Source organism: Caulobacter sp. HJHS_5 (assembly GCF_056683955.1).
The window spans coordinates 575,537-596,720 of sequence record NZ_JBWZNC010000001.1; the positions used below are offsets into that span (position 1 = coordinate 575,537).

Sequence of the window (21,184 nt, forward strand, 5' to 3'; positions counted from 1 at the left end):
CTTGCCGAGCGCGACGGTTCACCGACATAGGAGGACCAGAATCGCCTAGACTCCGCACCCGATGAGCAAGACCGCCCCTTCCCTTCCCGACCTGTTCGGCGACCCCGCCTCCGCCCCCGTCCCCGCCGCGCCGATGACGCAGCACAGCGAGCCCGTGGCCTCGCCGGCCGCGCTCTCGACTGGGACAGGCGGCGGCTATTCGGCCAAGGACATCGAGGTCCTCGAAGGCCTGGAGCCGGTACGCAAGCGCCCGGGCATGTACATCGGCGGCACGGACGAGCGGGCCCTGCACCACCTGTTCGCCGAGGTGCTCGACAACTCGATGGACGAGGCCGTCGCCGGCCACGCCAAGAAGATCGAGGTCTCGCTCGGCGCCGATGGGGCGCTGACCGTCAAGGACGACGGCCGCGGCATCCCGATCGACCCGCACCCCAAGCATCCGCAGATGTCGGCGCTCGAGGTCATCATGACCATGCTGCACTCGGGCGGGAAGTTCTCGGGCAAGGCCTATGAGACCTCCGGCGGCCTGCACGGCGTCGGCGTCTCGGTCGTCAACGCCCTCTCGGAGCGGGTCGAAGTCACCATCTGGCTGAACGGCTTCGAGCACCGCCAGGTCTATTCGCGCGGCAAGCCGCTGGGCCCGCTGGAGCGCCTGGGTCCGAGCCGCAAGAAGGGCACCCAGATCACCTTCCTGCCCGACCCGATCATCTTCGGCGAGAACTGCGCCTTCAAGCCGGCGCGGCTCTATCGCATGGCCCGTTCCAAGGCCTATCTGTTCCGCGGCGTCGAGATTGTCTGGAAGTGCGATCCCTCGCGCATCCAGGACCAGACCCCGGCCGAGGCGACCTTCCACTTCCCCAACGGCCTGGCCGACTTCCTGGCCGAGCGCACCCAGGGCCTCGCCACCGTCACGCCCACCAACTTCAGCGGCCGCATCGAGCGGCAGGAGGGCGGCGGCGCCGTCGAGTGGGCGATCACCTGGACGCCGCAGGGCTTCGGCGAGCACGACAGCTTCATCCAGTCCTACTGCAACACCGTGCCGACCCCCGAGGGCGGTACGCACGAAGCGGGCCTGCGCGCCGTGCTCACGCGCGGCTTGAAGGCCTACGCCGAACTCAGCGGCGAGAAGCGCGGCGGCCTGATCACCGCCGACGACGTCATCGCCCAGGCCGGCGCCCTGATCTCGGTGTTCATCCGCAATCCGGAGTTCCAGGGCCAGACCAAGGAAAAGCTCTCCTCGACCGACGCCCAGCGCCTGGTCGAAGCGGCCTTGCGCGATCCCTTCGATCACTGGCTCACCGGCCAGCCCAAGGCCGCCGCCGCGCTGCTCGCCTTCGTGGTCGAGCGCGCCGAGGAGCGCCTGAAGCGCCGCAAGGACAAGGACGTCGCCCGCGCCTCGGCCACCAAGAAACTGCGCCTGCCCGGCAAGCTCGCCGACTGCTCGGGCTCGGCCGTCGACGGCGCCGAACTGTTCATCGTCGAAGGCGACAGCGCCGGCGGCTCCGCCAAGCAGGCGCGCGACCGCAAGACCCAGGCGATCCTTCCGCTGCGCGGCAAGATCCTCAACGTCGCCTCGGCCTCCACCGACAAGACCGGCGCCAACAAGGAACTGTCGGACCTGATGCTGGCGCTCGGCGTCCAGGGCGGTTCGAAGTTCAGGGAAGAGGACCTGCGCTACGAGCGCATCGTCATCATGACCGACGCCGACGTCGACGGCGCCCACATCGCCAGCCTGCTGATCACCTTCTTCTACCGCACCATGCCGGACGTGATCCGGGCAGGCCGCCTCTACCTCGCCCTGCCGCCGCTCTACCGCATCTCGCATGGGACCAAGACGGTCTACGGCCGCGACGACGCCCACAAGGACGAGCTCCTGGCCACCGAGTTCAAGGGCAAGAAGCCCGAGATCGGCCGCTTCAAGGGCCTCGGCGAAATGATGGCCGCGCAGCTGAAGGAGACCACCATGGATCCTTCCAAGCGCACCCTGGCGCGGGTCACCCTGCCCCGCTCGGAAGAAGCCGTCGAAGCCCTCGTCGAGACCCTGATGGGCCGCAAGCCGGAACTGCGCTTCCGCTTCATCCAGGAGAATGCGGAGTTCGCCTCGGCGGACCTGGACGTCTAGGCGTTGCAAGCCACTTAAGCACCCCTTCTCCGCGAGCCATTCCTAAGGTTAGGATCGGTCAGGCGGGGGAACGCTCATGAAGCTCTTTTGGTCGCTCACGATTGCGGGCCTGCTGGCGTCCCTAGCCGGCGCGCCGGTGTCGGCGCGGCAACCGAAGTCCGAAATCCCCAAGATTCAAACCTTCAGCCTGGAGAAGACCCAGAAGCTCGGCCACGCCATGTACCTTGAAGATCAGGCGGCGTGGCATGCCACCGACCTGATGCTGGCGTCCAAGGTGGACATGACCGGTCTCTTTGGCTGGGTCGCCGCGCCGACGCCGGGCGGCGTGCGTGTCCGATTTCTGAAGGGCTCACGCTCGGCGCCCAAGCCGGTCTACGACATCCTCTTCATCGGCAGCGAAAAGCCGACCTTGGCGGTCGCGACCGAGTCCGAGCTGACAGCGGATGAAGCTGCTCAGGTGCGGGCGTTGGACACGGCCATGAGCGTCAACCGGCCTCGATGCAGTGAGAAACCTCCCAACCACGTCGAACTGCGCGATCCCGACACCGGCGAATGGCTGGTCTGGTTCCTCACGCCCTGGACAGAAGACGGCGTACCGTTCGGGGGCCACGTCAGGGTTACCGTCAGCGCTGACGGGACCCGGATCATCCGGGCCGAACAGATGTCCACCAGTTGCCTGACCATCCCCCTCGACAAGGAAGGGCAAACGGCCTCGATGATGGTCAGCCAATTGGTCGCCGATACGCCGCTTGAAACCCACGTCTTCAATGCTCTGCAGACGGGGCGGTCGGTCGGCGTGCTGACTCCGGACGCCAACGTCTGGATGGTCGACGGGAAAACTATCGAGAAGATCGGCAATCTGGACGACCTGGGGCCCAGCAAGCCCTTATCTCGCCGCTAGCCGCTACCTCGCCGCCTCCGGTTTTCCCGCCACGATCCGGTTCTTCAGCGGCTCGCCTTTGAGGCTCCTGGCGTCCCATATGCTGCCGACCTTGGCGTCCGCCGGGATCGGCGAGCAGTAGATCACCGGCGCCGGGAACGGTCTTCGCTGCTTCAGGCAGAGCCTGCCGTCCTTCACCGACCACACCCCGCTCGACGCCGCGCCCTTCGCCCCGCGCGCGGTGAACGAGCCGTCCCGCGCCAGCCACAGCTTCGCCGAGCGGCCGCTGGGATAGGTCGACTGGATGGTGTTGTCGAAGGCCGCCTCAAGCTCGGGCGCCGGCGCGGCGGCCCCGGCGGCGGCAAGGCTGGCGGCAAGGGTGGCGGCGAGGATCAGGGGCGTCATTCGCGGTCATCCATAGGCGCGGATCTTCGCCCGCCTGAGCGCGTGGTCCTCCACCGAGAAGTAGAGATAGACCGCGCCGTCCTCCACCAGGCAGGAGGCGGCGAAGGCGATGTCGGTGGCGGCGCGGTCGTCCGCCGGCGGGGGCACGATCATCGGCTCGACGCCCCGTCCCGTCACCCGCCGGAAGCTGCGGTCGAAGCTGATCCAGCCGATCCGCCAGCGCGCGTCATGCGTGGCGCCGTTGTAGAACATCACCGGATCGCGCCCCTCGATCTCCACGATCGGGCCGGTGGAGAGATGCCAGTTGTCCCAGCTGTGCTCGCGGATGGTGAAGGGGTCGTCGGTCACCGTCCAGGGCCCCTCGGCCGTCGGCCCCTCCGCCATGCCGATGCGCGAGGCGTCCTGCGCCGCGTATTCGTAGAAGAGACGCCACTCCCCCCCGGCGGTGGGGACCAGGGTCGCCTCCTTGATGTTGCCTTCGCCGGGCGGCGCCTTCAGCACCAGCGGCTCCTTCTCCAACTGCCTCAGCGAAGGCCCGTGGGCGGTCAGCAGTCCGCCCTGCCTGCGCTCCCGGTCGACGCCGGTGTAGAACACGGTGTAGCCCCCGGCCCCCACCAGCACCGTCGGGTCCTCGCAACCGCCCGTGTCGGCGGAATCGGGGGTCGGGGCGATGGCGGGCGTCTTCTCGAGGCGGAACGCCACGCCGTCGTCGGACTCGCCCAGGCAGATCAGGCCCGTGGGGCTGTCAGGTTCGAACGGGCGCGGGACGACCCGCACCAGCATCCGGTAGCGCTCGGCTTCCCGCCAGACGAACGGGCTCATCAGGTCATAGCCCGCGTACAGGGAGTCCGCCTCCACGCTGACGGGCTCCACCGCCTCGACGACGTAGTCCGCCATCCTCTCAGGCTCCCTGGGCGATGGTCAGAGACAGGGCGCCGTCGATGACCACGGTGGCGCCGGTGATGTATTCGGCGGCTTCGGACAGCAGGAAGGCGACGAGCGCGGCCACCTCGTCGGCCCGTCCCGCCCGGCCCCACGGGATATTGGCCTCCAGCCTGGCGCGATAGTCGGCGTCCGCCACCGCGTGCGCGTTCATCGGGGTCAGGATCATGCCGGGCGCCACGCCGTTCACGGCGATGCGCCGCGGCGCGAGCTCCAGGGCCAGGGTGCGGGTGAGCTGCGACAGGCCGCCCTTGGCCGCGTCATAGTCGGCCCCGCCCGGCCGCGGCGCCCGCTCGTGGATGGACGAGATGTTGACGATCCGCGCGCCCCGGCCCGGCGGAAGGCCGCGAACGAGCCTTCGACAGGTGAGGAACGGGCCGTAGAGGTCGGAGCGCACAATGCGGTCGAACTGCGCCAGGCCCATGTCCGCCACCGGCACGCCGCTCATGTTTAGACCGGCCGCGTTGACCAGGCGATCGACCGGGCCGTAGGCGGCCTCGGCGGCGGCGAAGGCCGCTTCGACGGCCGCCTCGTCGGTGACGTCCATCGCCACCGCCATCGCCTCGGCGCCGCGGCTTCGCGCCGCTTCGCAGTGGGCCTTTGCGGTCTGGTCATCGCGGTGATACGCCGCGATCAACGCCGCGCCCTCCCTGGCCAGGGCCTGCAAGCAGGCCGCGCCGATACCCGATTCCGCGCCCGTAACCAGCGCGACGACCTCATGCTTCATGTCTACGATCCAGGTCAGGCCCTCGCTTTACAACGCGGGACCTTGGCCATGGGATGCTCTCTGTCTTCATTGACTTTGCAGCGCTTTCGCCTATCTAGGCCCCGTCTGGAGCAGGTCTGGCGAATCCGCGCCGCCCGCTCGCCCAAGCACGGGCGGCTCCGACTCTCGCACCTTGCACAGCAGGACATGACTGAATTCACCGAACTGGGGCTCAGCCCCACGACCCTCCAGGCGGTCGCCGATACTGGCTACACCACCGCCACGCCCATCCAGGCCCAGGCCATTCCGGTCGCCCTCGCGGGCCGTGACGTGCTCGGCATCGCCCAGACCGGCACCGGCAAGACCGCCGCCTTCACCCTGCCGATGGTCGACCGACTGGCCTCGGGCCGGGCCAAGGCGCGCATGCCGCGAGCCCTGGTGCTGGCCCCCACGCGCGAACTGGCCGACCAGGTCGCCGAAAGCTTCGCCAAATACGCCAAGGGCACCCGCCTTTCCTGGGCGCTGCTGATCGGCGGCGTCTCGATGGCCGACCAGATCAGCAAGCTCGACCGCGGCGTCGACGTGCTGATCGCCACTCCCGGCCGCCTGCTCGACCTCTTCGAGCGGGGCAAGCTGATGCTCAACGGCGTGCAGCTGATGGTCGTCGACGAGGCCGACCGCATGCTCGACATGGGCTTCATCCCCGACCTGGAGCGCATCTTCAAGCTGACGCCGCCCGGCAAGCAGACGCTGTTCTTCTCGGCGACCATGCCGCCGGAAATCACCCGCCTGACCACGGCCTTCCTGAAGTCGCCGACCCGCATCGAGGTCAGCCGCCCGGCCACCACGGCCGAGACCATCACCCAGTACCTCGCCCGCGTCCCGACCTCGGACCCCAAGGCCAAGCGCACCGCCCTGCGCTACCTGATCAAGAAGAGCGACGTGGCCAACGGCATCGTGTTCTGCAACCGCAAGAGCGAAGTCGATATCGTCGCCAAATCTTTGAAGATCCACGGCTTCGACGCCGCCCCGATCCACGGCGACCTCGACCAGAGCCTGCGGATGAAGACCCTGTCGGACTTCCGCTCCGGCGCCCTGAAGCTGCTGGTCGCCTCGGACGTCGCCGCGCGCGGCCTCGATATCCCCGCCGTCAGCCACGTCTTCAACTACGACGTGCCGCACCACGCCGACGACTATGTGCACCGCATCGGTCGCACCGGCCGCGCCGGCCGCCTCGGCACCACCTACATGATCGTCACCCCGGCCGACTCCAAAGGCCTGGACAAGGTGCTGAAGCTCATCGGCAAGACGCCGGAAGACTTCCCGCTGGAGATCGACTGGTCGCAGGTCGGCGAAAGCCCGCCGCGCGATCGCGGGAAGCGCGGTGAACGCGGCGACCGGGGCGGCCGTGGCCGTTCGGAACGCGGCGGTCGTCGGAGCGAAGCCGAGGCCAAGCCGGTCGAGACGGTCGAACCGTCGGTTCCCGAGGTCGCCGACGACGCCGCGTCTGAGAAGCCCGCGCGCCGTCAGCGCTCGCGCCGCGCCGCCGGCGAGGCCGCGGCTCCGGCTCCGGCTCCGGCTCCGGCCGCGCCGGTCGAGGCGCCGGCCGCCGAGCGCGAGGCCCGCCCGGCCCGACGGGAGCGCCCGGAGCGTGAAGCCCACCTCACGCGGGAAGACCGCGCCGAACGCGAGCCCCGTGCGGAACGTGAACCGCGGCGTGATCGCGGCGAAGGTCGCGGTGACGGCCGACGCTCGCGCGACGATGACGATGGCCGCGCCGTCCTCGGCTTTGGGGGCGACACGCCCGCCTTCCTGATGCGCGCGCCGCCGAAAATCCCTTCTGACGCCTAGGAATAATTCGCAAAACAGCGTTCGTCTTTAACCGCTCGTTTGCGTCCTCGGCCTAACCTCCTCTCTCAAGCTCGACCATCCAAAGGCCGAGCTTGAGGGGAATGGAAAATGGCTGTCGATGTCGAAGTGATTTTGCGAACGCCACAGGCCTACAGCCTGACGCGACGCGCGCTCGACCTCCTGGAAACCCACGGCGTCTGGCCGACGGCCCTGAATTTCGAACTCTGGACGCACCTCGTCGCCGACCCGGAAGGGCCGCTGGCCAAGGAGCTGAACCGCCTCATTTCGGTCGGTGAGCCGCTGACCGAGGCGGTCACCGAGGAACTCGCCGCCGCCTTCCTGCCGAAGGCCCGCCTCAACGACCAGATCCGCGACGCCGGCGACCTGCTCAGCAAGGAACTGGAAGCCGTCGCCAAGGCCATCACCCAGGCCCAGGCCTCCCACGCCGCCTTCGGCCGCCACCTCGCCGGCGCCAGCAAGGAACTCGACGAGCCGCAGGATCCGAAGGCCTACAAGGCCATCGTCACCAGCCTGGCCAGCGCCACCCGCAAGGTGCAGCGCGAGAACCGCTCGCTGGAGCAGCGCCTCGCCGACTCCACCGCCGAGGTCGATCGCCTGAAGGAGCACCTCGAGCAGGTGCGCCGCGACGCCACCACCGACGGCCTGACCAACCTCGCCAATCGCAAGGCCTTCGACGAGGAACTGGAGCGCGCCTGCTTCGACGCCGAGCAGCTGGGCCAATCGCTCTGCCTGGCCGTGCTCGACATCGACCATTTCAAGGGCTTCAACGACACCTGGGGCCACCAGACCGGCGACCAGGTCATCCGCTACGTCGCCAGCGTCATCGGCCGCGTCGGCGCCACGCCCCGCTTCGCCGCCCGCTACGGCGGCGAGGAGTTCGCCATGATCTTCCCGGCGGAAGCCGCCGTGGCGGTCGCCCGCGTGCTGGAGGAAATCCGCGAGGAAGTCTCGTCCCGCCAACTCAAGCGCCGCTCGACCAACGAGGAGCTCGGGACCATCACCGTCTCCGCCGGCATGGCCGAACGCCGTCGCGGCGAGAACGGTCATTCGCTGATGGAACGCGCCGACGCGGCCCTCTACGCCTCCAAGCGCGGCGGTCGCAACCGCGTCAGCTGCGCCGACCCGCTGCCGCACGCGGCTTAAGGTACGCCCCCGTCCTTCGAGGCGAGCTGCGCTCGCACCTCAGGATGAGGTCTACTGAGGCGCATTCGAAATCCTCATCCTGAGGCGCCCGCGCAGCGGGCCTCGAAGGACGAGGATTTCGCACCTCAATACGGCCGGTAGCTCTTTTCCTCGACGATATCCGAGCCCACCGCCGCGTTGATTGAGCGCTTGATGGCCGCCCGGCGGTCGTTTTCGACATAGACCAGCCGCGCCAGGCGGATGAAGTCCGGCCCGAAGTCCCCGCGTCGTTCGCAGTCGCGCTTGCCGTCCTCCACGTCCCACAGGGCCGCGTTGACCTCGGCCAGTTCGGCGGTGAACCGCTCGATGTCGGCGGTGATCGGCAGGGCGTCGGCGGCCACGGCCTCCAGCATCGCCAGTTCCTTGCGGACATTCTCGACCTTGGCGGCGTCGATCCGCTCGGCCTTCACCCGCAGGATGGTGATCTTGTCGACCAGTTCGCCGGCCGAGACGGGCACGAGGATGGCCATCAGGCGGTTCCCTTCAGCAGGCGTTCGAGCGCCGCGTCGGCGGCGTCGAGAGGCAAGGCGGTCATGTCGCTTCCGTAATCCTCGGCGACCAACACCTCAAGTCGCGGCGCGGCCGGGCGGAACTTGGCGGCGCGGCGACGATCCTTCTGCAGGCTGAGCAGCGGCGCGCCCCCGGCGGCGAACATGTGGCCCGGGCCGGCGTCATTGGCGGCGGCCGCCGCCAGCCGTCCCGCCAGGGCCACCACCAGGGCCGGTCCCTTCACGTCGCGGAAGTCGTCGTCGCGATCCCATTCGGGCAGCAGCAATGCGGGCAGAGCCGCCTGGGCGGCGCGGGCGTCCTCGGCCTCGTCCGGTCCGAAGAAGCCCACCGGCGTGCGTCCCCGGGCGACCTGGCGTTCGGCCAGCGCCAGGAACCGATCCAGCGGCCAGCGCTTGTCCCGTCCCCCTGCCCCCGGGGCGAGCCCGACATAGGTGGGACCGCTGGGCAGCAGAGCCTCCGCGACGGCGCGGGTGCGGGCGTCGGCGATCTGCAGCGGCGAAAGCGTCTCCGGCCTGCCCGTCGCCAGGCTGAGCAGCTTGGCGAACCGGTCGACCACGGCGGTCGGCCAGGGATCGGGATCGTCCGCCGCCGGACGGCGCTGCGAGAGGCGAAATCCCCCGGCCGGCGAGATAAACAGCCCCGCGGCCGCTCGCCTCGCCACCATGGCCCGCGCCACGTTTTCCTGAGTGTCGATCACCAGATCGAAGGTGCGGCCGCCCAGCGGCTTCACCCCCGGCAACCAGTCGAGGCTCCCCGCCCCGCGCACGCCATCGACGATCACCTCGTCCAGCACGCCCGCGACGATGGCCTTCAGCGGCCCGGCATAGACCGTCTCGCCCATGGCGGCGGCCCAGGTGATGCGGGCGTCGGGGAAGGCGCGGCGCAGGGCGCCGATAAACGGCAGCTTGATCAGCCCGTCGCCGATCACCTCGCCCATCGAATAGATCAGAATCGTCCGGATCATCGGATGGACCGTGCGTGAATTCCTCATCCTTCGACAAGCTCAGGATGAGGAATTCAGAAGACCGCCGCGCCCGCCATCACCTCATCCCGAGCTTGTCGAAGGACGAGGTGACGCGCGGACCTAGTCCGCCCCGAGCACGCTGGCGTCGCGCGGCACGATGGTCACGCTCTCGCCGCAGCCACAGGCGTCGGTCTCGTTCGGATTGCGGAATACGAACTTCGACGACAGGCGGGTGATCTCGTAGTCGATCTCCGAGCCGACCAGGAACAGCACGGCCTTGGGCTCGATCAGGATCTTCACGCCCTTGTCCTCGACCACCTCGTCCAGGGGCCCGGCCTCCTTGGCGTATTCGAGGATGTACTCCTGCCCGGCGCAGCCGCCGTTCTTCACCCCGACACGCAGGCCCGCGTAAGGGGTCTCGGCCTTCTCCATGATCTCGCGCACGCGCGCGGCCGCCGCGTCGGTCAGCTTGACGACCTTGGGGCGCTCGCGGCGCCGGGGGGCGATGGTCGGGGTCTGGGTTTCCATCAGAACATGTTCAACTGAAGCTTGGCCTCGTCGCTCATGCGCGAGGCGTCCCACGGCGGATCGAACACCAACTCGACATGGCAGGACTTGATGCCGTCGATCTCCATCACCGCGTCCTGCACCCAGCCCGGCATCTCGCCGGCCACCGGGCAGCCCGGCGCGGTCAGGGTCATGTCGATGGCGACCACCTTGTCGTCCGAGATGTCGACTTTGTAGATCAGGCCCAGCTCATAGATGTCGACCGGGATTTCGGGGTCGTAGACGGTCTTCAGCTGACCGATCAGCTGATCGGTCAGGCGATCGAGCTCGGCCTGCGTCAAGGGGCCGGCTTGGGCGCTGGCGGCTTCGGAAGCGGGGATGTTGGCGGCGTCGTCCATGGTCACGCAAAAAATCGTCTGGCCTTGGCCAGGGCGTCGACGAAAGCGTCGGCCTCGGCCTCGGTGTTATATAGGGCGAAGGAAGCGCGAGCGCTCGATGTGACGCCGAAACGCCGCATCAAAGGCTCGGCGCAGTGGGTGCCGGCCCGCACGGCGACGCCGTAACGGTCGAGAATCTGGGCGATATCGTGGGCGTGGGCGCCTTCGACGGTGAACGACAGGATGCCGCCCTTGTCCGGCGCCGTGCCCAGAATCCGCAGGCCGTTGTCGCCCTCCAGCCGGGCTGCGACCCGGTCGTAGAGCGCGCGCTCATGGGCGGCGACGGCCTGGCGGTCGAACTGGGCCAGCCAATCGACGGCGGCGCCGAAGCCGATGGCCTCGACGATCGCCGGCGTCCCCGCTTCGAAGCGATGCGGCGGCTCGGCGTAGGTGATGCGCTGCTCCTCGACCACCCCGATCATCTCGCCGCCGCCCTGGTACGGCGGCAGCGCCGCCAGCCGCTCGGCCTTGCCGTAGAGGGCGCCGATGCCGGTCGGGCCGTAGAGCTTGTGGGCGGAGAAGACGTAGAAATCGACGTCCAGGGCTTTGACGTCCACCGCCAGGTGCACCACGCCCTGGCAACCGTCGATCAGGGTCAGGGCGCCCGCCGCGTGGGCCAGGCGGATGATCTCGGCGATCGGCGCGATCACGCCGGTGACGTTCGACATGTGGCCGACGGCGACCATGCGCGTGCGCTCGTTCAACAGGCCGCGATAGGCCTCCATGTCCAGGCTGCCGTCGTCCAGCACCGGGACGAACCGCAGCACCACGCCGAGGCGTTCGCGCAGGAAATGCCAGGGCACGATGTTGGCGTGGTGCTCTGCCTGGCTGACGACGATCTCGTCGCCCGCCTTCAGACTGCGCCCGAAGGTATCGGCCACCAGATTGATCGCCTCGGTGCCGCCCTTGGTGAAGACGATCTCGTTGAGGTCGGCGTTGATCAGTTGCGCGACGCTTTCCCGCGCCTTTTCATAGGCTTCGGTGGTTTCGTTCGCGAGCGTATGCAGCCCGCGGTGAACGTTGGCGTAGCTGCCTTCCATCGCTCGCGTCATCGCCTCGATCACCGCGCGCGGCTTCTGGGCCGACGCCGCGCTGTCGAGATAGACCAGCGGATGGCCGTTCACCTGCCGCGACAGGATCGGGAACTCGGCGCGGACGGCTTCGGCGTCGAAGGCGATCATTCCGACACCCCCAGCCACTGGTTCAGCCACGCCCGCGCCGTCTCCCGGGCGGTCTCGTGCTCGATGCGGTCGATCACCTCCCCCACGAAGGCGGCGGTGAGCAGCGCCCGGGCGGCCTCGGCCGGCAGGCCGCGTTGCTGGGCGTAGAACAGCTGGTCCTCGTCCAGCGCCCCGACCGTATTGCCGTGGGCGCACTGCACGTCGTCGGCGAAGATCAGCAGCTCCGGCTTGGCGTCCACCTCGGCGCGGTCCGACAGGATCAGGGCGTGGTGGCCCATGCGCGCGTCGGTGCGGTCGGCGCCGTGGGCGACCGTGATCCGGCCCTGGAACACGCCGCGCGCCTGGTCGTCGACGACGCCCTTGGTCAGCTGGCTGGTGGTCCCGTCGACGCCCTGGTGGGCGATGGCGGTCGTCAGGTCCGCATGGCGGCGGTCCCTCAGCAGATAGCCGCCATCCAGACGCACGGAGGCGCCGGCGCCCGGATGGGCGATACGGGTTTCGATCCGCTGGCGCTTGGCCCCGTCGGTCAGCACGGTCTGGGCATAGGACGCGCCCGCCGCCAGGGTGACCTCGGCCTGCGACACCGAGACGGCCTCGGCGTCGTCGCCGGCCAGCACGATGCGCTCCAGCTTCGCGCCCTCGCCGAGCCGGATCGTCAGGTCGGCCTGGGCGAAATAGCCCGCGCCATAGCCTTCGTAGGTCTCCAGCAGCGTCAGGCTCGCGCCCGCCGCCACATCCACCGTCACCTTGGACACATGGGCCGTCCCATCGCTGGCCGACACGAACCGCAGCACCGCCGTCAGCTCGCCGTCGTCGGCGACGATCTCGGCCTTGCCGCCGTTGGCCAGGACGTGGAAGTCCTCCGCCAGGTGATCGAACACCCCCGGCGGCGTCTCACCGGTGAACGCGGGCGAGATCGGCGGAACCTCGCGGATCAGGCCGCGCAGGTCCGTCCAGCGCCAGTCCTCGTCGCGCTTGGACGGCAGCAGCGTCAGGTCGCCCGACTTGAAGGCCGAGGCGAGGCTCATGCCGCGTCCTTCACATAGCGGTCGTAGCCCTCGGCTTCGAGCTGCAGGGCCAGCTCCGGCCCGCCCGAGGCGACGATGCGCCCGGCCGCCAGCACGTGCACCCGGTCTGGTTTGATGTAGTCGAGCAAGCGCTGATAGTGGGTGATCACCAGCATGCCCCGGTCCGGCGCGCGCATGGCGTTGACGCCTTCCGAGACGATCTTCAGCGCGTCGATATCCAGCCCGCTGTCGGTCTCGTCGAGGATAAGGAACTTTGGCGAAAGCATCGCCATCTGAAGGATTTCCATCCGTTTCTTCTCACCGCCGGAGAAGCCGACGTTGAGCGGACGCTTCAGCATGTCGAAGTCGATCTTCAGGCGCGCCGCCTCGGCCTTGGCGGCCTTCAGGAAGGCCGGCGCCGCGATCTCTTCCTCGCCGCGCGCCTTGCGCTGGGCGTTCACCGCCGCGCGGATGAAGGTCAGGGCCGGAACACCAGGAATCTCAAGCGGATACTGGAAAGACAGGAACACGCCCTTGGCCGCCCGCTCGGCCGGCTCCAGGGCCAGCAGATCGACGCCGTTCAGCGTCGCCGAGCCCTCGCTGACCTCATAGCCCTCGCGGCCGGTCAGCACATAGCTCAGCGTCGACTTGCCCGCCCCGTTGGGCCCCATGATAGCGTGCACCTCGCCCGCCGGAACGTCGAGGGTAAGCCCCTTGATGATCGGCTTGTCGCCGACGGAAGCGTGGAGGTTTTCAATCTTCAACATTATCGACTCCTCCCTTCCCCCTTCGAAGGGGGAAGGGTCGGGGATGGGGTGAACGCGGCGGCGGCCACGATCTGGAGAGTCACCGACTCGATCTCGTCGCGCATCAGCGCCTCGGGGAACCGAAGCGTCCGATAGCCGCGACCTTCAAGCCAGGCGTCGCGCGCGATGTCGCGAAGCGCGCCGTCAGTGGTCGTGTGGTAGTAGCCATCGACCTCGATCACCAGCCGCGAAGCTTGGTGCACGAAGTCGACCACGTAAGGCCCGATCGGAGCCTGACGCCGGAAGTTCATTTTCTTCGCTCGCAGGGCCGTCCAAAGCGTCCGCTCCGCGACGGTCTGCTCCTTGCGAAGCCGGCGCGCGCGCTTGACGCCGCCGGGTGCGGGTCGGAGGCCGGTTTGCTCACCTCTCCCTTCCCCCTGTTGAAGGGGGACCGCGAAGCGAGGCAAAGCCAACGGGCGGGGTTGGGGGTGCAGCGTCTCAGGCGAGGCCTCAGAGGCGGACAGGCCGCAGCCCCCCCCAATCCCTGCCCTTTCCCCCTCCAGGGGGGAAAGGGTCGTCATTTTTGACCGCCTTCCATCCAGGGGGACGGCAGCTTGTTGAGCATCAGCCAACCGATCCCTCCAACGAGATCGCCACCAGCTTCTGGGCTTCGACGGCGAACTCCATCGGCAGCTCCTGCAACACCTCGCGCACGAAGCCGTTGACCAGCAGCTGCACCGCCTCCTCCTGGGAGAGCCCGCGCTGCTGGGCGTAGAACAGCTGATCTTCCGACAACCGCGTCGTCGTCGCCTCGTGCTCGAAGATCGAGTGGCCGTTGCGGGCCTCGATGTAGGGCACGGTGTGGGCCGCGCAGTCCTTGCCGATCAGCAGGCTGTCGCACTGGGTGAAGTTGCGCGAGCCCTTGGCCTTCGGGTGCGCCGAGACCAGGCCGCGATAGGTGTTCGACGACTTGCCGGCGCTGATGCCCTTGGAGATGATCCGCGAGCGCGTATTGGCCCCCAGGTGGATCATCTTGGTGCCGGTGTCGGCCTGCTGGCGGCCGTTGGTGATGGCGATCGAATAGAACTCGCCGACCGAGCCCTCGCCCCGCAGCAGGCATGAGGGGTACTTCCAGGTGATCGCCGAGCCGGTCTCCACCTGGGTCCAGCTGACCTTGGCGCGGTCGCCGCGGCAGTCGGCGCGCTTGGTCACGAAGTTGTAGATGCCGCCCTTCCCGGTCTGGGGATCGCCCGGGTACCAGTTCTGCACCGTCGAATATTTGATCTCGGCGTCTTCCAGCAGCACCAGCTCGACCACCGCCGCGTGCAGCTGGTTTTCGTCGCGCATCGGGGCCGTGCAGCCCTCCAGGTACGAGACGTAGGCGGCCTTGTCGGCGATGATCAGGGTGCGTTCGAACTGGCCGCTTTCGGCGGCGTTGATGCGGAAATAGGTCGAAAGCTCCATCGGGCAGCGCACGCCCGGCGGCACATAGACGAACGAGCCGTCCGAGAAGACCGCGCTGTTCAGGCAGGCATAGTAGTTGTCCGAGGTCGGCACCACCGAGCCCAGGTACTTGCGCACCAGCTCCGGATGCTCGCGCACCGCCTCGCTGAACGAGCAGAAGATCACCCCGACGGCGGCGAGTTCCTTCTTGAAGGTGGTCACCACGCTGACGCTGTCGAACACCGCGTCCACCGCGTACTTCGGCGCGCCCTCGACGCCGGCCAGCACGGCCTGTTCCTTCAGCGGAATGCCCAGCTTGGCGTAGACGGCCAGGATCTCGGGATCGACCTCGTCGAGGCTCTTCGGCCCCTCCTTAGCCTTCGGCGCGGCGTAATAGTAAGCGTCCTGGTAGTCGATGCGCGGGAAGTGCACCTTCGCCCAGCCCGGCTCCTCAAGCTCCTGCCAGCGCTCGAACGCCTCCAGCCGCCAGTCGAGCAGCCATTGCGGCTCCTCCTTCTTGGCGGAGATGAAGCGGATGGTGTCGGCGGTCAGGCCCTTGGGGGCGAATTCCTGCTCGATGTCGGTGATGAAGCCGTGCTCGTAGGCCTCGAGCCTTTCGACATGCTCGACCGTCTGGGTCGCGATCCGAGGATTGGCCATCTACGCCACCGCCTTCCGGGCCGAGTGGCGTTCGAACGCCGCCAGCCAAACATCACCACAACGCGCCCAGTCGGCGGGCGTCGTCGCCCAGCCGCCGCTGACGCGCAGCACATAGGGAGCCAGGTCGTCCCGGCCCATGGCCTCGACCACACGGCTCGCCTTCACCTTGCCCGAGGAACAGGCCGCCCCGGCGCTGACCATCACGCCCGCCAGGTCGAGACCCATCACCTGCAGTTCGGACGGGAAACCCGGGCCGGCGAAACACAGAGTCTGCGGCAGGCGCGGCGCGCCCTCGCCGATCGCCACGCCGCCCGCCGCCGTCACCCGCGCCGCCAGGGCGTCGCGCCCTTCGGCCTGGGCCTGGATCGCATCGAGATCGCCCAGCGCCGCTTTGGCCGCGGCGCCGAAGCCGGCGATGCCCGCCACGTTCTCGGTGCCGGCCCGGCGTCCCCGCTCCTGCCCGCCGCCGTGCAGGCGGCGCGCCACGGTCGCCCGCGTGCCGGCGATCAGGGCGCCGACGCCCTGCGGCCCGCCCAGCTTGTGGGCCGAGATGGCCAGGGTGTCCGCGCCCAAGGCCGTGAAATCGACAGCGATCTTCCCGGCCGCCTGCACGGCGTCGAGGTGCAGCCACCCGTCGGCCTCGCGCACGATGCCGGCGATCGCCGCCGCGTCCTGGATGACGCCCGTCTCGTTGTTGGCCAGGGCGATGCAGACCAGCGTCCGGCCGCCCTGCGTCATCGCTCCGCGCAGCCAGATCAGGTCGGCCAGGCCGTCGCCATCGACGGGCCAGATCTCTACCGGCAGACCGCTGGCCTTGGCGTTCTCGAGGGTCGCGTCATGGTCGGCGGCGCTGACGACGACGCGCTCGAAACCGGCGGCGCGGGCGCTTTCGATGGCCAGGGCGTTGGCCTCGGTGCCGCCGCTGACGAAGGTGACCGAGCCGACCTTCACGCCGATCAGGGTCGCCACCTCGGCCCGCGCCGTCTCCACGGTCGCGCGGGCGGCGCGGCCGGCGGCGTGCACCGACGACGGATTGCCCGCCGCCGCCAGGGCGCGGGTCACAGCCTCGACGGCCTCGGGGCGAACCGGGGCCGTGGCGTTGTAGTCGAGATAGACGCCGTTCATGCCGCCACCCACGCCGCCGGCTCCTGCGGCGCGCGGCGCTCGCGGCGCAGCGAGCCGCTCAGCACGTCGGCCAGGGAGACGGAGGCGAGATAGCCGTGCAACTGGCGGCCCATTTCGTCCCACAGGTCGTGCGTGATGCAGCGCTCGCCGCGCGCCATGCAGCCCTTGCCGCCGTCCTTGCAGCGGGTGGCGCGCAGCGGCTCGTCCACGGCCAGCACCACGTCGGCGATGTTGATCTCGGAGGCCGCGCGAGACAGGCGATAGCCGCCGCCCGGCCCCCGGGCGCTGACCACCAACCCCCGTCGGCGCAGGCGGGAAAACAGCTGTTCAAGGTAGGAGAGCGAGATCTGCTGGCGCTCGGCCACCTCGGCCAGGGCGACGCCGCGCGCGGCCACCACGTCTTGCCGGGCGGCCAGATCGGCCAGCGCCATGACGGCGTAACGTCCCTTGGTGCTGAGCCGCATGGCTTACCCTTCACAGAAAGCGTGCTTTTCGCCGTGGCGCTGTGCTACAGGCGCGGCCTTCCGGGCCGGCGCGCCGAAGCCCCGGATGTATGAAGACCTAGCGCAGCGGTCAACTATTAAGCCGCTGCGTCCACGCAATTTTTGAAGGGTGCGGACTGATGCCTGAAGTGGTTCTGACGGGCGCCGCCGGACGGATCGAGGGGCGCTACGCGCCGGGCAAGACCGAAACGGCCCCCATCGCGCTGATCCTCCACCCCCACCCGCGGGCCGGCGGCCAGATGAACCACCCGGTCGCCGTGCAGCTCTATCACCTGTTCATGAAGCGCGGTTTCGCCACCCTGCGCTTCAATTTCCGGGGCGTCGGCCGCAGCCAGGGCGAATTCGACGGCGGCATCGGCGAACTGGCCGACGCGGCCACGGCGCTGGACTGGCTGCAGGCCAACAATCCCGCCGCCTCGCAGACCTGGGTCGCCGGCTACAGCTTCGGCGCCTACATCGGCATGCAGCTTCTGATGCGCCGCCCGGAGACGGACGGTTTCATCAGCGTCTCGCCGCCGACCAACATGTACGACTTCAGCTTCCTGGCCCCCTGCCCGGCCTCGGGCCTGATTCTGCACGGCGGCGCCGACACCGTGACCCCGCCGGTCGAAGTCGAGCGCGTGGTCTCCAAGCTGCGCACCCAGAAGGGCATCGTCATCGACTACGAACTGGTCGACGGCGCGACCCACTTCTGGGCCGAGCACCTGCCGGAAGTCGAGCAGCGGGTCGGCGCCTATCTCGACAAGCGCATCGAGGCGAACCCGATCTGAGGCGCGAAAACCTCGTCCTTCGAAGCCCGCTTCGCGGGCGCCTCAGGATGAGGATTTCGAATGCACCTCTCCAGTAGCCCTCATCCTGAGGTGCGAGCGGAGCGAGCCTCGAAGGACGGGGGCGGCCCCTCAGTCTGATCGTGCGCACCCAGACCGACCGCGCGTCTCGCTTCCCCAGGCCGGCTCCACCGGCCGCGATCCACCACCAAAGGCCGGCGCGCAAGCGTCGGCCTTTTTGCTGTCGTGGAAGTCGAACGACATCCCCAGCGCCTGGCTCCGCCCGCCGCGCATCATTCCCGGCCCGTAGCCAAAGCCCGGCCCATAGCCGAAGCCGCGCCCGCCCTGCGCCTGGCTGTAGGCGATCCCGACCATGCCGTTCTCGCCGACCGGCATCACGGCCGAGACCGAGGCGGCGCGATAGCCGCCCGTGCCCACCGAAACGCTCGCCTCGCCATGCACCTGTCGCGGCCCGGCGACCTCACGCGTGTCAGCCTCCTCGTCCTCCGCCCGCGCGGCGGCCAGGATGTTGGCGATCTTCTGGTCGGTGGTCAGGGCCGGCGGGGTTCCCGGCCGGGTGACGATCACGCCATCGACCTCGGGCTCGGCGGCCAGGGCCGGGCCCGCCAACAGGGCGGCGACGAGAGCGGCGGAAGCGAGCGAGGCGCGGGCGATCATCGTCGAAGTCTCCGTCACGCCCGCCCGAACGCCAAGCTGAGCCGCGAAGACGGCCGAATTCAGGCTGACGGCGTCACAATCCGCCCGCCCGTCATCGGGGCCTTCACACCGGTGGTGCCAGGAAAGCTGATCGGCAGACCCTTGGCGGTGCGGGCCGCCAGATAGGCGAAGGCCTCGGCCTCTATGGAGTCCCCGCGCCAGCCGTAGTCCTCGGCCGCCTTCACATCGCAAGGCACGACCTCGGCCAGGGCCTTCATGATCTGCGGATTATGCCGGCCGCCGCCGCAGACGATCAGCGCCGTCGGCCGCTGCTTGCCCTGGGCGACGCCCAGCGCCACCGTGCGGGCGGTGAAGGCGACCAGCGTCGCGGCCGCGTCGGGCAGCGAAAGGTCGGCCACCGCGTCGAGCGCGAAGTCGTAGCGGTCCAGCGACTTCGGCGGCGGCGCCGCGAAATAGGGATGGTCGAACAGGGTCTGCAGGGCGTCCTCGTCGACCCAGCCGGACGCCGCCAGCTTGCCGCCCTCGTCATAGCGCCCGGCGCCGTGGGCCTGCAGCAGCAGGTCGATCATGCCGTTGCCCGGGCCGGTGTCGAAGGCCAGGAGGTCGCCCGCCTCATCGATGAGCGTCACATTGGCCACCCCGCCGATATTGAGCACGGCCGCCGGCAGGGCGAGGCCGGAGGCCAGGGCGCGGGCCCGGTGATAGATCGGGGCCAGGGGCGCGCCCTCCCCGCCGGCGGCGACATCGGCGGTGCGGAAGTCGAAGGCGACAGGCGCCCCGCAGCGGTCGGCCAGGGCCTGGGCGTCGCCCAGCTGAACGGTGCGCCCCACCCGCTCGGGCGTCGGCCGCTCATGCAGCACCGTCTGGCCGTGCATGCCCACGAGATCGAGGTCGCCCCAGGCCATGCCGTTGGCGGCGAGGAATTCGTCGGCCGCCTCGAAGTGCTCGCGGGCCACCGCCGCGGCGGCCTCGGCGAAGATCACCGGGGCGGGTACGCCGCGCGGCCACTTCAGCGCCTGGTGCGTCGTCTCCAGCAAGAGGTTGCGCACGCCCTCGCTCAGCTTGCGTTCGCCCGCCGGGCCGAAGCCGGTGATCGCCTCGCCGTCCGTCTCCAGCACCGCCATGTCGACGGCGTCGAGGGAAGTGCCGGTCATGAATCCGAGAACGCGCATGCGGCTTGACTGCCATGGGCGGCAAAACCTAGCTAGCCGCCATGACCGACCTGCCCTTCAAATCGTCCTTCCTGCAGACCATGCAGGCGCGCGGCTACATCCATCAGATCACCCATCCGGCCGAGCTGGACGAGGCGGCGGGCGGCGGGACCATCATCGGCTATATCGGCTTCGACGCGACCGCGCCGAGCCTGCACGTCGGCCACCTGATCCAGATCATGCTGTTGCGCCGTCTGCAGCAGGCCGGCCACAAGCCCATCGTCCTGATGGGCGGCGGCACCACCAAGGTGGGCGACCCCAGCTTCAAGGACACCCAGCGCCCCCTGCTCACCGAGGAGCGCATCGCCGAGAACATCGCCGGCATCAAGGGCGTGTTCGAGAAGTTCCTGACCTTCGGCGACGGGCCCAGCGACGCCATCATGCTCGACAACGACGAGTGGCTGTCGAAGCTCGGCTACCTGGAATTCCTGCGCGACTACGGCGTGCACTTCACGGTCAACCGCATGCTGAGCTTCGAGTCCGTGAAGCTGCGCCTCGACCGCGAGCAGCCGCTGACCTTCCTCGAATTCAACTACATGCTGATGCAGGCGACCGACTTCCTGGAGCTGAACCGCCGCTACGGCTGCGTGCTGCAGATGGGCGGTTCCGACCAGTGGGGCAACATCCTCAATGGGGTGGAGCTGATCCGCCGCGTCGACGCCAAGCCGGCCTTCGGCCTGACCACGCCCCTGCTCGCCACGGCCTCGGGCCAGAAGATGGGCAAGACGGTAGGCGGCGCCGTCTGGCTCAACGCCGACGCCCTCAGCCCCTACGACTACTGGCAATACTGGCGGAACACCGAGGACGCCGACGTCGGCCGCTTCATGCGCCTGTTCACCGACATCTCGGACGCGGACATCACGGCCTATGAAGCCCTGCAAGGCGCGGCGATCAACGACGCCAAGAAGGCCCTGGCCGACGCTGCGACCGGCATGCTGCACGGCGCCGAAGCCGCCGCCACGGCGCGCTCGGCCGCCGAGAAGGCCTTCGAACAGGGCGCCGTCTCGGCCGACCTGCCGACGTTCTCGATCCCACGCGCCGATCTGGAAGCCGGCGTCAGCAACACCGCCCTGGCGGTGCTGGCCGGCTTCGCCAACTCCAACGGCGAAGCGCGCCGCCTGATCGCCGGCGGCGGTTTCAAGGTCAACGACGCCAAGGTCGCCGACGAACGCGCCCTGGTGACCCTGGCCGACCTCGACGCCGAAGGCCGCATCAAGGTCGCCAAGGGCAAGACCATCAAGCTGGCGACGCCGGGTTAGAACCGAAGCTCCCTTCCCCCTGCTGAAGGGGGAAGGGTCGGGGATGGGGGTGCAGACCTTCATGAACGGGCGCGGCG

The 21,184-nt window shown here is 69.1% G+C and carries 22 protein-coding genes; 6 read left to right on the forward strand and 16 right to left on the reverse strand.

Features of this window, described 5'->3' with window-relative positions:
* Positions 1–133: 133 nt before the first annotated feature.
* Both parE and ACFLIT_RS02990 read left to right on the forward strand, forming a co-directional pair.
* Positions 134–2,122 (forward strand): DNA topoisomerase IV subunit B, encoded by a 1,989-nt coding sequence (gene parE, locus ACFLIT_RS02985; RefSeq protein ID WP_479909818.1) that lies wholly within the window; start codon positions 134–136, stop codon positions 2,120–2,122.
* Positions 2,123–2,198: 76 nt separating this feature from the next.
* Complete coding sequence (locus tag ACFLIT_RS02990; RefSeq protein ID WP_479909680.1) at positions 2,199–3,023, forward strand: hypothetical protein; 825 nt, start codon at positions 2,199–2,201, stop codon at positions 3,021–3,023.
* A 3-nt stretch (positions 3,024–3,026) separates the two neighbouring features.
* On the opposite strand, the gene ACFLIT_RS02995 is transcribed toward ACFLIT_RS02990, so the two are convergent.
* Genes ACFLIT_RS02995 through ACFLIT_RS03005 form a run of 3 tightly spaced genes read right to left on the reverse strand, consistent with a single transcriptional unit; the run spans position 3,027 to position 5,076 of the window.
* Positions 3,027–3,407 carry a hypothetical protein gene (locus tag ACFLIT_RS02995; RefSeq protein ID WP_479909681.1) on the reverse strand — a complete coding sequence of 127 codons (381 nt, stop codon included), beginning with the start codon at positions 3,405–3,407 and terminating at the stop codon, positions 3,027–3,029.
* Positions 3,408–3,413: 6 nt separating this feature from the next.
* A complete protein-coding gene (locus tag ACFLIT_RS03000; RefSeq protein ID WP_479909682.1) occupies positions 3,414–4,304 on the reverse strand; it encodes a glycoside hydrolase family 130 protein in 891 nt (296 codons plus the stop codon).
* Positions 4,305–4,308: 4 nt separating this feature from the next.
* The gene (locus ACFLIT_RS03005) at positions 4,309–5,076 is read right to left on the reverse strand and encodes an SDR family NAD(P)-dependent oxidoreductase (RefSeq protein WP_479909683.1); all 768 of its coding nucleotides are present in this window, start codon (positions 5,074–5,076) and stop codon (positions 4,309–4,311) included.
* Between the two features lie 186 nt (positions 5,077–5,262).
* Here ACFLIT_RS03005 and ACFLIT_RS03010 point away from each other — a divergent pair, with 186 nt between their 5' ends.
* Both ACFLIT_RS03010 and ACFLIT_RS03015 read left to right on the forward strand, forming a co-directional pair.
* The gene (locus tag ACFLIT_RS03010) at positions 5,263–6,906 is read left to right on the forward strand and encodes a DEAD/DEAH box helicase (protein WP_479909684.1); all 1,644 of its coding nucleotides are present in this window, start codon (positions 5,263–5,265) and stop codon (positions 6,904–6,906) included.
* Positions 6,907–7,014: 108 nt separating this feature from the next.
* Complete coding sequence (locus tag ACFLIT_RS03015) at positions 7,015–8,070, forward strand: GGDEF domain-containing protein (RefSeq protein ID WP_479909685.1); 1,056 nt, start codon at positions 7,015–7,017, stop codon at positions 8,068–8,070.
* A gap of 125 nt (positions 8,071–8,195) precedes the next feature.
* Here the strand turns inward: ACFLIT_RS03015 and ACFLIT_RS03020 are convergent, their stop codons facing one another.
* The 11 genes from ACFLIT_RS03020 to ACFLIT_RS03070 all read right to left on the reverse strand — a co-directional run bounded on the left by ACFLIT_RS03020 (position 8,196) and on the right by ACFLIT_RS03070 (position 17,153).
* Positions 8,196–8,579, reverse strand: coding sequence for a DUF6165 family protein (locus tag ACFLIT_RS03020; RefSeq protein WP_479909686.1), 384 nt, complete (start codon positions 8,577–8,579; stop codon positions 8,196–8,198).
* Positions 8,579–9,583, reverse strand: a complete 1,005-nt coding sequence (locus ACFLIT_RS03025; RefSeq protein WP_479909687.1) for a glycosyltransferase family 9 protein — start codon at positions 9,581–9,583, stop codon at positions 8,579–8,581. Before ACFLIT_RS03025 ends, ACFLIT_RS03020 begins: the two co-directional genes overlap by 1 nt.
* Before the next feature lie 120 nt (positions 9,584–9,703).
* The gene (locus tag ACFLIT_RS03030; protein ID WP_479909688.1) at positions 9,704–10,111 is read right to left on the reverse strand and encodes a HesB/IscA family protein; all 408 of its coding nucleotides are present in this window, start codon (positions 10,109–10,111) and stop codon (positions 9,704–9,706) included.
* Positions 10,111–10,488: an SUF system Fe-S cluster assembly protein gene (locus ACFLIT_RS03035; RefSeq protein ID WP_479909819.1), complete on the reverse strand. Its 378-nt coding sequence runs from the start codon at positions 10,486–10,488 to the stop codon at positions 10,111–10,113. The genes ACFLIT_RS03030 and ACFLIT_RS03035 overlap by 1 nt, the downstream gene beginning before the upstream one ends.
* Before the next feature lie 2 nt (positions 10,489–10,490).
* A complete protein-coding gene (locus tag ACFLIT_RS03040; protein ID WP_479909820.1) occupies positions 10,491–11,705 on the reverse strand; it encodes an aminotransferase class V-fold PLP-dependent enzyme in 1,215 nt (404 codons plus the stop codon).
* On the reverse strand, positions 11,705–12,736 hold the full coding sequence (sufD, locus tag ACFLIT_RS03045; protein WP_479909689.1) for a Fe-S cluster assembly protein SufD: 1,032 nt from the start codon (positions 12,734–12,736) through the stop codon (positions 11,705–11,707). The genes ACFLIT_RS03040 and sufD overlap by 1 nt, the downstream gene beginning before the upstream one ends.
* A complete protein-coding gene (gene sufC, locus ACFLIT_RS03050; protein ID WP_479909690.1) occupies positions 12,733–13,482 on the reverse strand; it encodes a Fe-S cluster assembly ATPase SufC in 750 nt (249 codons plus the stop codon). The genes sufD and sufC overlap by 4 nt, the downstream gene beginning before the upstream one ends.
* Positions 13,482–14,042 (reverse strand): endonuclease domain-containing protein, encoded by a 561-nt coding sequence (locus ACFLIT_RS03055; RefSeq protein WP_479909691.1) that lies wholly within the window; start codon positions 14,040–14,042, stop codon positions 13,482–13,484. The genes sufC and ACFLIT_RS03055 overlap by 1 nt, the downstream gene beginning before the upstream one ends.
* A 43-nt stretch (positions 14,043–14,085) precedes the next feature.
* Positions 14,086–15,564, reverse strand: coding sequence for a Fe-S cluster assembly protein SufB (gene sufB, locus ACFLIT_RS03060; RefSeq protein WP_479909692.1), 1,479 nt, complete (start codon positions 15,562–15,564; stop codon positions 14,086–14,088).
* Positions 15,565–16,689 carry a cysteine desulfurase family protein gene (locus ACFLIT_RS03065; RefSeq protein WP_479909821.1) on the reverse strand — a complete coding sequence of 375 codons (1,125 nt, stop codon included), beginning with the start codon at positions 16,687–16,689 and terminating at the stop codon, positions 15,565–15,567.
* On the reverse strand, positions 16,686–17,153 hold the full coding sequence (locus ACFLIT_RS03070; RefSeq protein ID WP_479909693.1) for an Rrf2 family transcriptional regulator: 468 nt from the start codon (positions 17,151–17,153) through the stop codon (positions 16,686–16,688). Before ACFLIT_RS03070 ends, ACFLIT_RS03065 begins: the two co-directional genes overlap by 4 nt.
* A gap of 158 nt (positions 17,154–17,311) precedes the next feature.
* Between ACFLIT_RS03070 and ACFLIT_RS03075 the strand changes: the two genes are divergently transcribed.
* Positions 17,312–17,962 carry an alpha/beta hydrolase gene (locus ACFLIT_RS03075; protein ID WP_479909694.1) on the forward strand — a complete coding sequence of 217 codons (651 nt, stop codon included), beginning with the start codon at positions 17,312–17,314 and terminating at the stop codon, positions 17,960–17,962.
* Positions 17,963–18,091: 129 nt separating this feature from the next.
* Here ACFLIT_RS03075 and ACFLIT_RS03080 read toward each other — a convergent pair whose 3' ends face one another.
* Both ACFLIT_RS03080 and ACFLIT_RS03085 read right to left on the reverse strand, forming a co-directional pair.
* The gene (locus ACFLIT_RS03080; RefSeq protein ID WP_479909695.1) at positions 18,092–18,637 is read right to left on the reverse strand and encodes a hypothetical protein; all 546 of its coding nucleotides are present in this window, start codon (positions 18,635–18,637) and stop codon (positions 18,092–18,094) included.
* Between the two features lie 59 nt (positions 18,638–18,696).
* Positions 18,697–19,809: an anhydro-N-acetylmuramic acid kinase gene (locus ACFLIT_RS03085; protein ID WP_479909696.1), complete on the reverse strand. Its 1,113-nt coding sequence runs from the start codon at positions 19,807–19,809 to the stop codon at positions 18,697–18,699.
* Between the two features lie 41 nt (positions 19,810–19,850).
* On the opposite strand from ACFLIT_RS03085, the gene tyrS reads away from it, so the two are divergent.
* Positions 19,851–21,107: a tyrosine--tRNA ligase gene (gene tyrS, locus ACFLIT_RS03090; protein ID WP_479909697.1), complete on the forward strand. Its 1,257-nt coding sequence runs from the start codon at positions 19,851–19,853 to the stop codon at positions 21,105–21,107.
* Positions 21,108–21,184: the final 77 nt, after the last annotated feature.

Excerpts from the sequence above, each read along its gene's own strand:
- parE (WP_479909818.1), top strand. The coding sequence starts at position 134 with ATGACGCAGCACAGCGAGCCCGTGGCCTCGCCGGCCGCGCTCTCGACT.
- ACFLIT_RS02990 (WP_479909680.1), top strand. The coding sequence starts at position 2,199 with ATGAAGCTCTTTTGGTCGCTCACGATTGCGGGCCTGCTGGCGTCCCTA.
- ACFLIT_RS02995 (WP_479909681.1), bottom strand. The coding sequence starts at position 3,407 with ATGACGCCCCTGATCCTCGCCGCCACCCTTGCCGCCAGCCTTGCCGCC.
- ACFLIT_RS03000 (WP_479909682.1), bottom strand. The coding sequence starts at position 4,304 with ATGGCGGACTACGTCGTCGAGGCGGTGGAGCCCGTCAGCGTGGAGGCG.
- ACFLIT_RS03005 (WP_479909683.1), bottom strand. The coding sequence starts at position 5,076 with ATGAAGCATGAGGTCGTCGCGCTGGTTACGGGCGCGGAATCGGGTATC.
- ACFLIT_RS03010 (WP_479909684.1), top strand. The coding sequence starts at position 5,263 with ATGACTGAATTCACCGAACTGGGGCTCAGCCCCACGACCCTCCAGGCG.
- ACFLIT_RS03015 (WP_479909685.1), top strand. The coding sequence starts at position 7,015 with ATGGCTGTCGATGTCGAAGTGATTTTGCGAACGCCACAGGCCTACAGC.
- ACFLIT_RS03020 (WP_479909686.1), bottom strand. The coding sequence starts at position 8,579 with ATGGCCATCCTCGTGCCCGTCTCGGCCGGCGAACTGGTCGACAAGATC.
- ACFLIT_RS03025 (WP_479909687.1), bottom strand. The coding sequence starts at position 9,583 with ATGATCCGGACGATTCTGATCTATTCGATGGGCGAGGTGATCGGCGAC.
- ACFLIT_RS03030 (WP_479909688.1), bottom strand. The coding sequence starts at position 10,111 with ATGGAAACCCAGACCCCGACCATCGCCCCCCGGCGCCGCGAGCGCCCC.
- ACFLIT_RS03035 (WP_479909819.1), bottom strand. The coding sequence starts at position 10,488 with ATGGACGACGCCGCCAACATCCCCGCTTCCGAAGCCGCCAGCGCCCAA.
- sufD (WP_479909689.1), bottom strand. The coding sequence starts at position 12,736 with ATGAGCCTCGCCTCGGCCTTCAAGTCGGGCGACCTGACGCTGCTGCCG.
- sufC (WP_479909690.1), bottom strand. The coding sequence starts at position 13,482 with ATGTTGAAGATTGAAAACCTCCACGCTTCCGTCGGCGACAAGCCGATC.
- ACFLIT_RS03055 (WP_479909691.1), bottom strand. The coding sequence starts at position 14,042 with ATGACGACCCTTTCCCCCCTGGAGGGGGAAAGGGCAGGGATTGGGGGG.
- sufB (WP_479909692.1), bottom strand. The coding sequence starts at position 15,564 with ATGGCCAATCCTCGGATCGCGACCCAGACGGTCGAGCATGTCGAAAGG.
- ACFLIT_RS03065 (WP_479909821.1), bottom strand. The coding sequence starts at position 16,689 with ATGAACGGCGTCTATCTCGACTACAACGCCACGGCCCCGGTTCGCCCC.
- ACFLIT_RS03070 (WP_479909693.1), bottom strand. The coding sequence starts at position 17,153 with ATGCGGCTCAGCACCAAGGGACGTTACGCCGTCATGGCGCTGGCCGAT.
- ACFLIT_RS03075 (WP_479909694.1), top strand. The coding sequence starts at position 17,312 with ATGCCTGAAGTGGTTCTGACGGGCGCCGCCGGACGGATCGAGGGGCGC.
- ACFLIT_RS03080 (WP_479909695.1), bottom strand. The coding sequence starts at position 18,637 with ATGATCGCCCGCGCCTCGCTCGCTTCCGCCGCTCTCGTCGCCGCCCTG.
- ACFLIT_RS03085 (WP_479909696.1), bottom strand. The coding sequence starts at position 19,809 with ATGCGCGTTCTCGGATTCATGACCGGCACTTCCCTCGACGCCGTCGAC.
- tyrS (WP_479909697.1), top strand. The coding sequence starts at position 19,851 with ATGACCGACCTGCCCTTCAAATCGTCCTTCCTGCAGACCATGCAGGCG.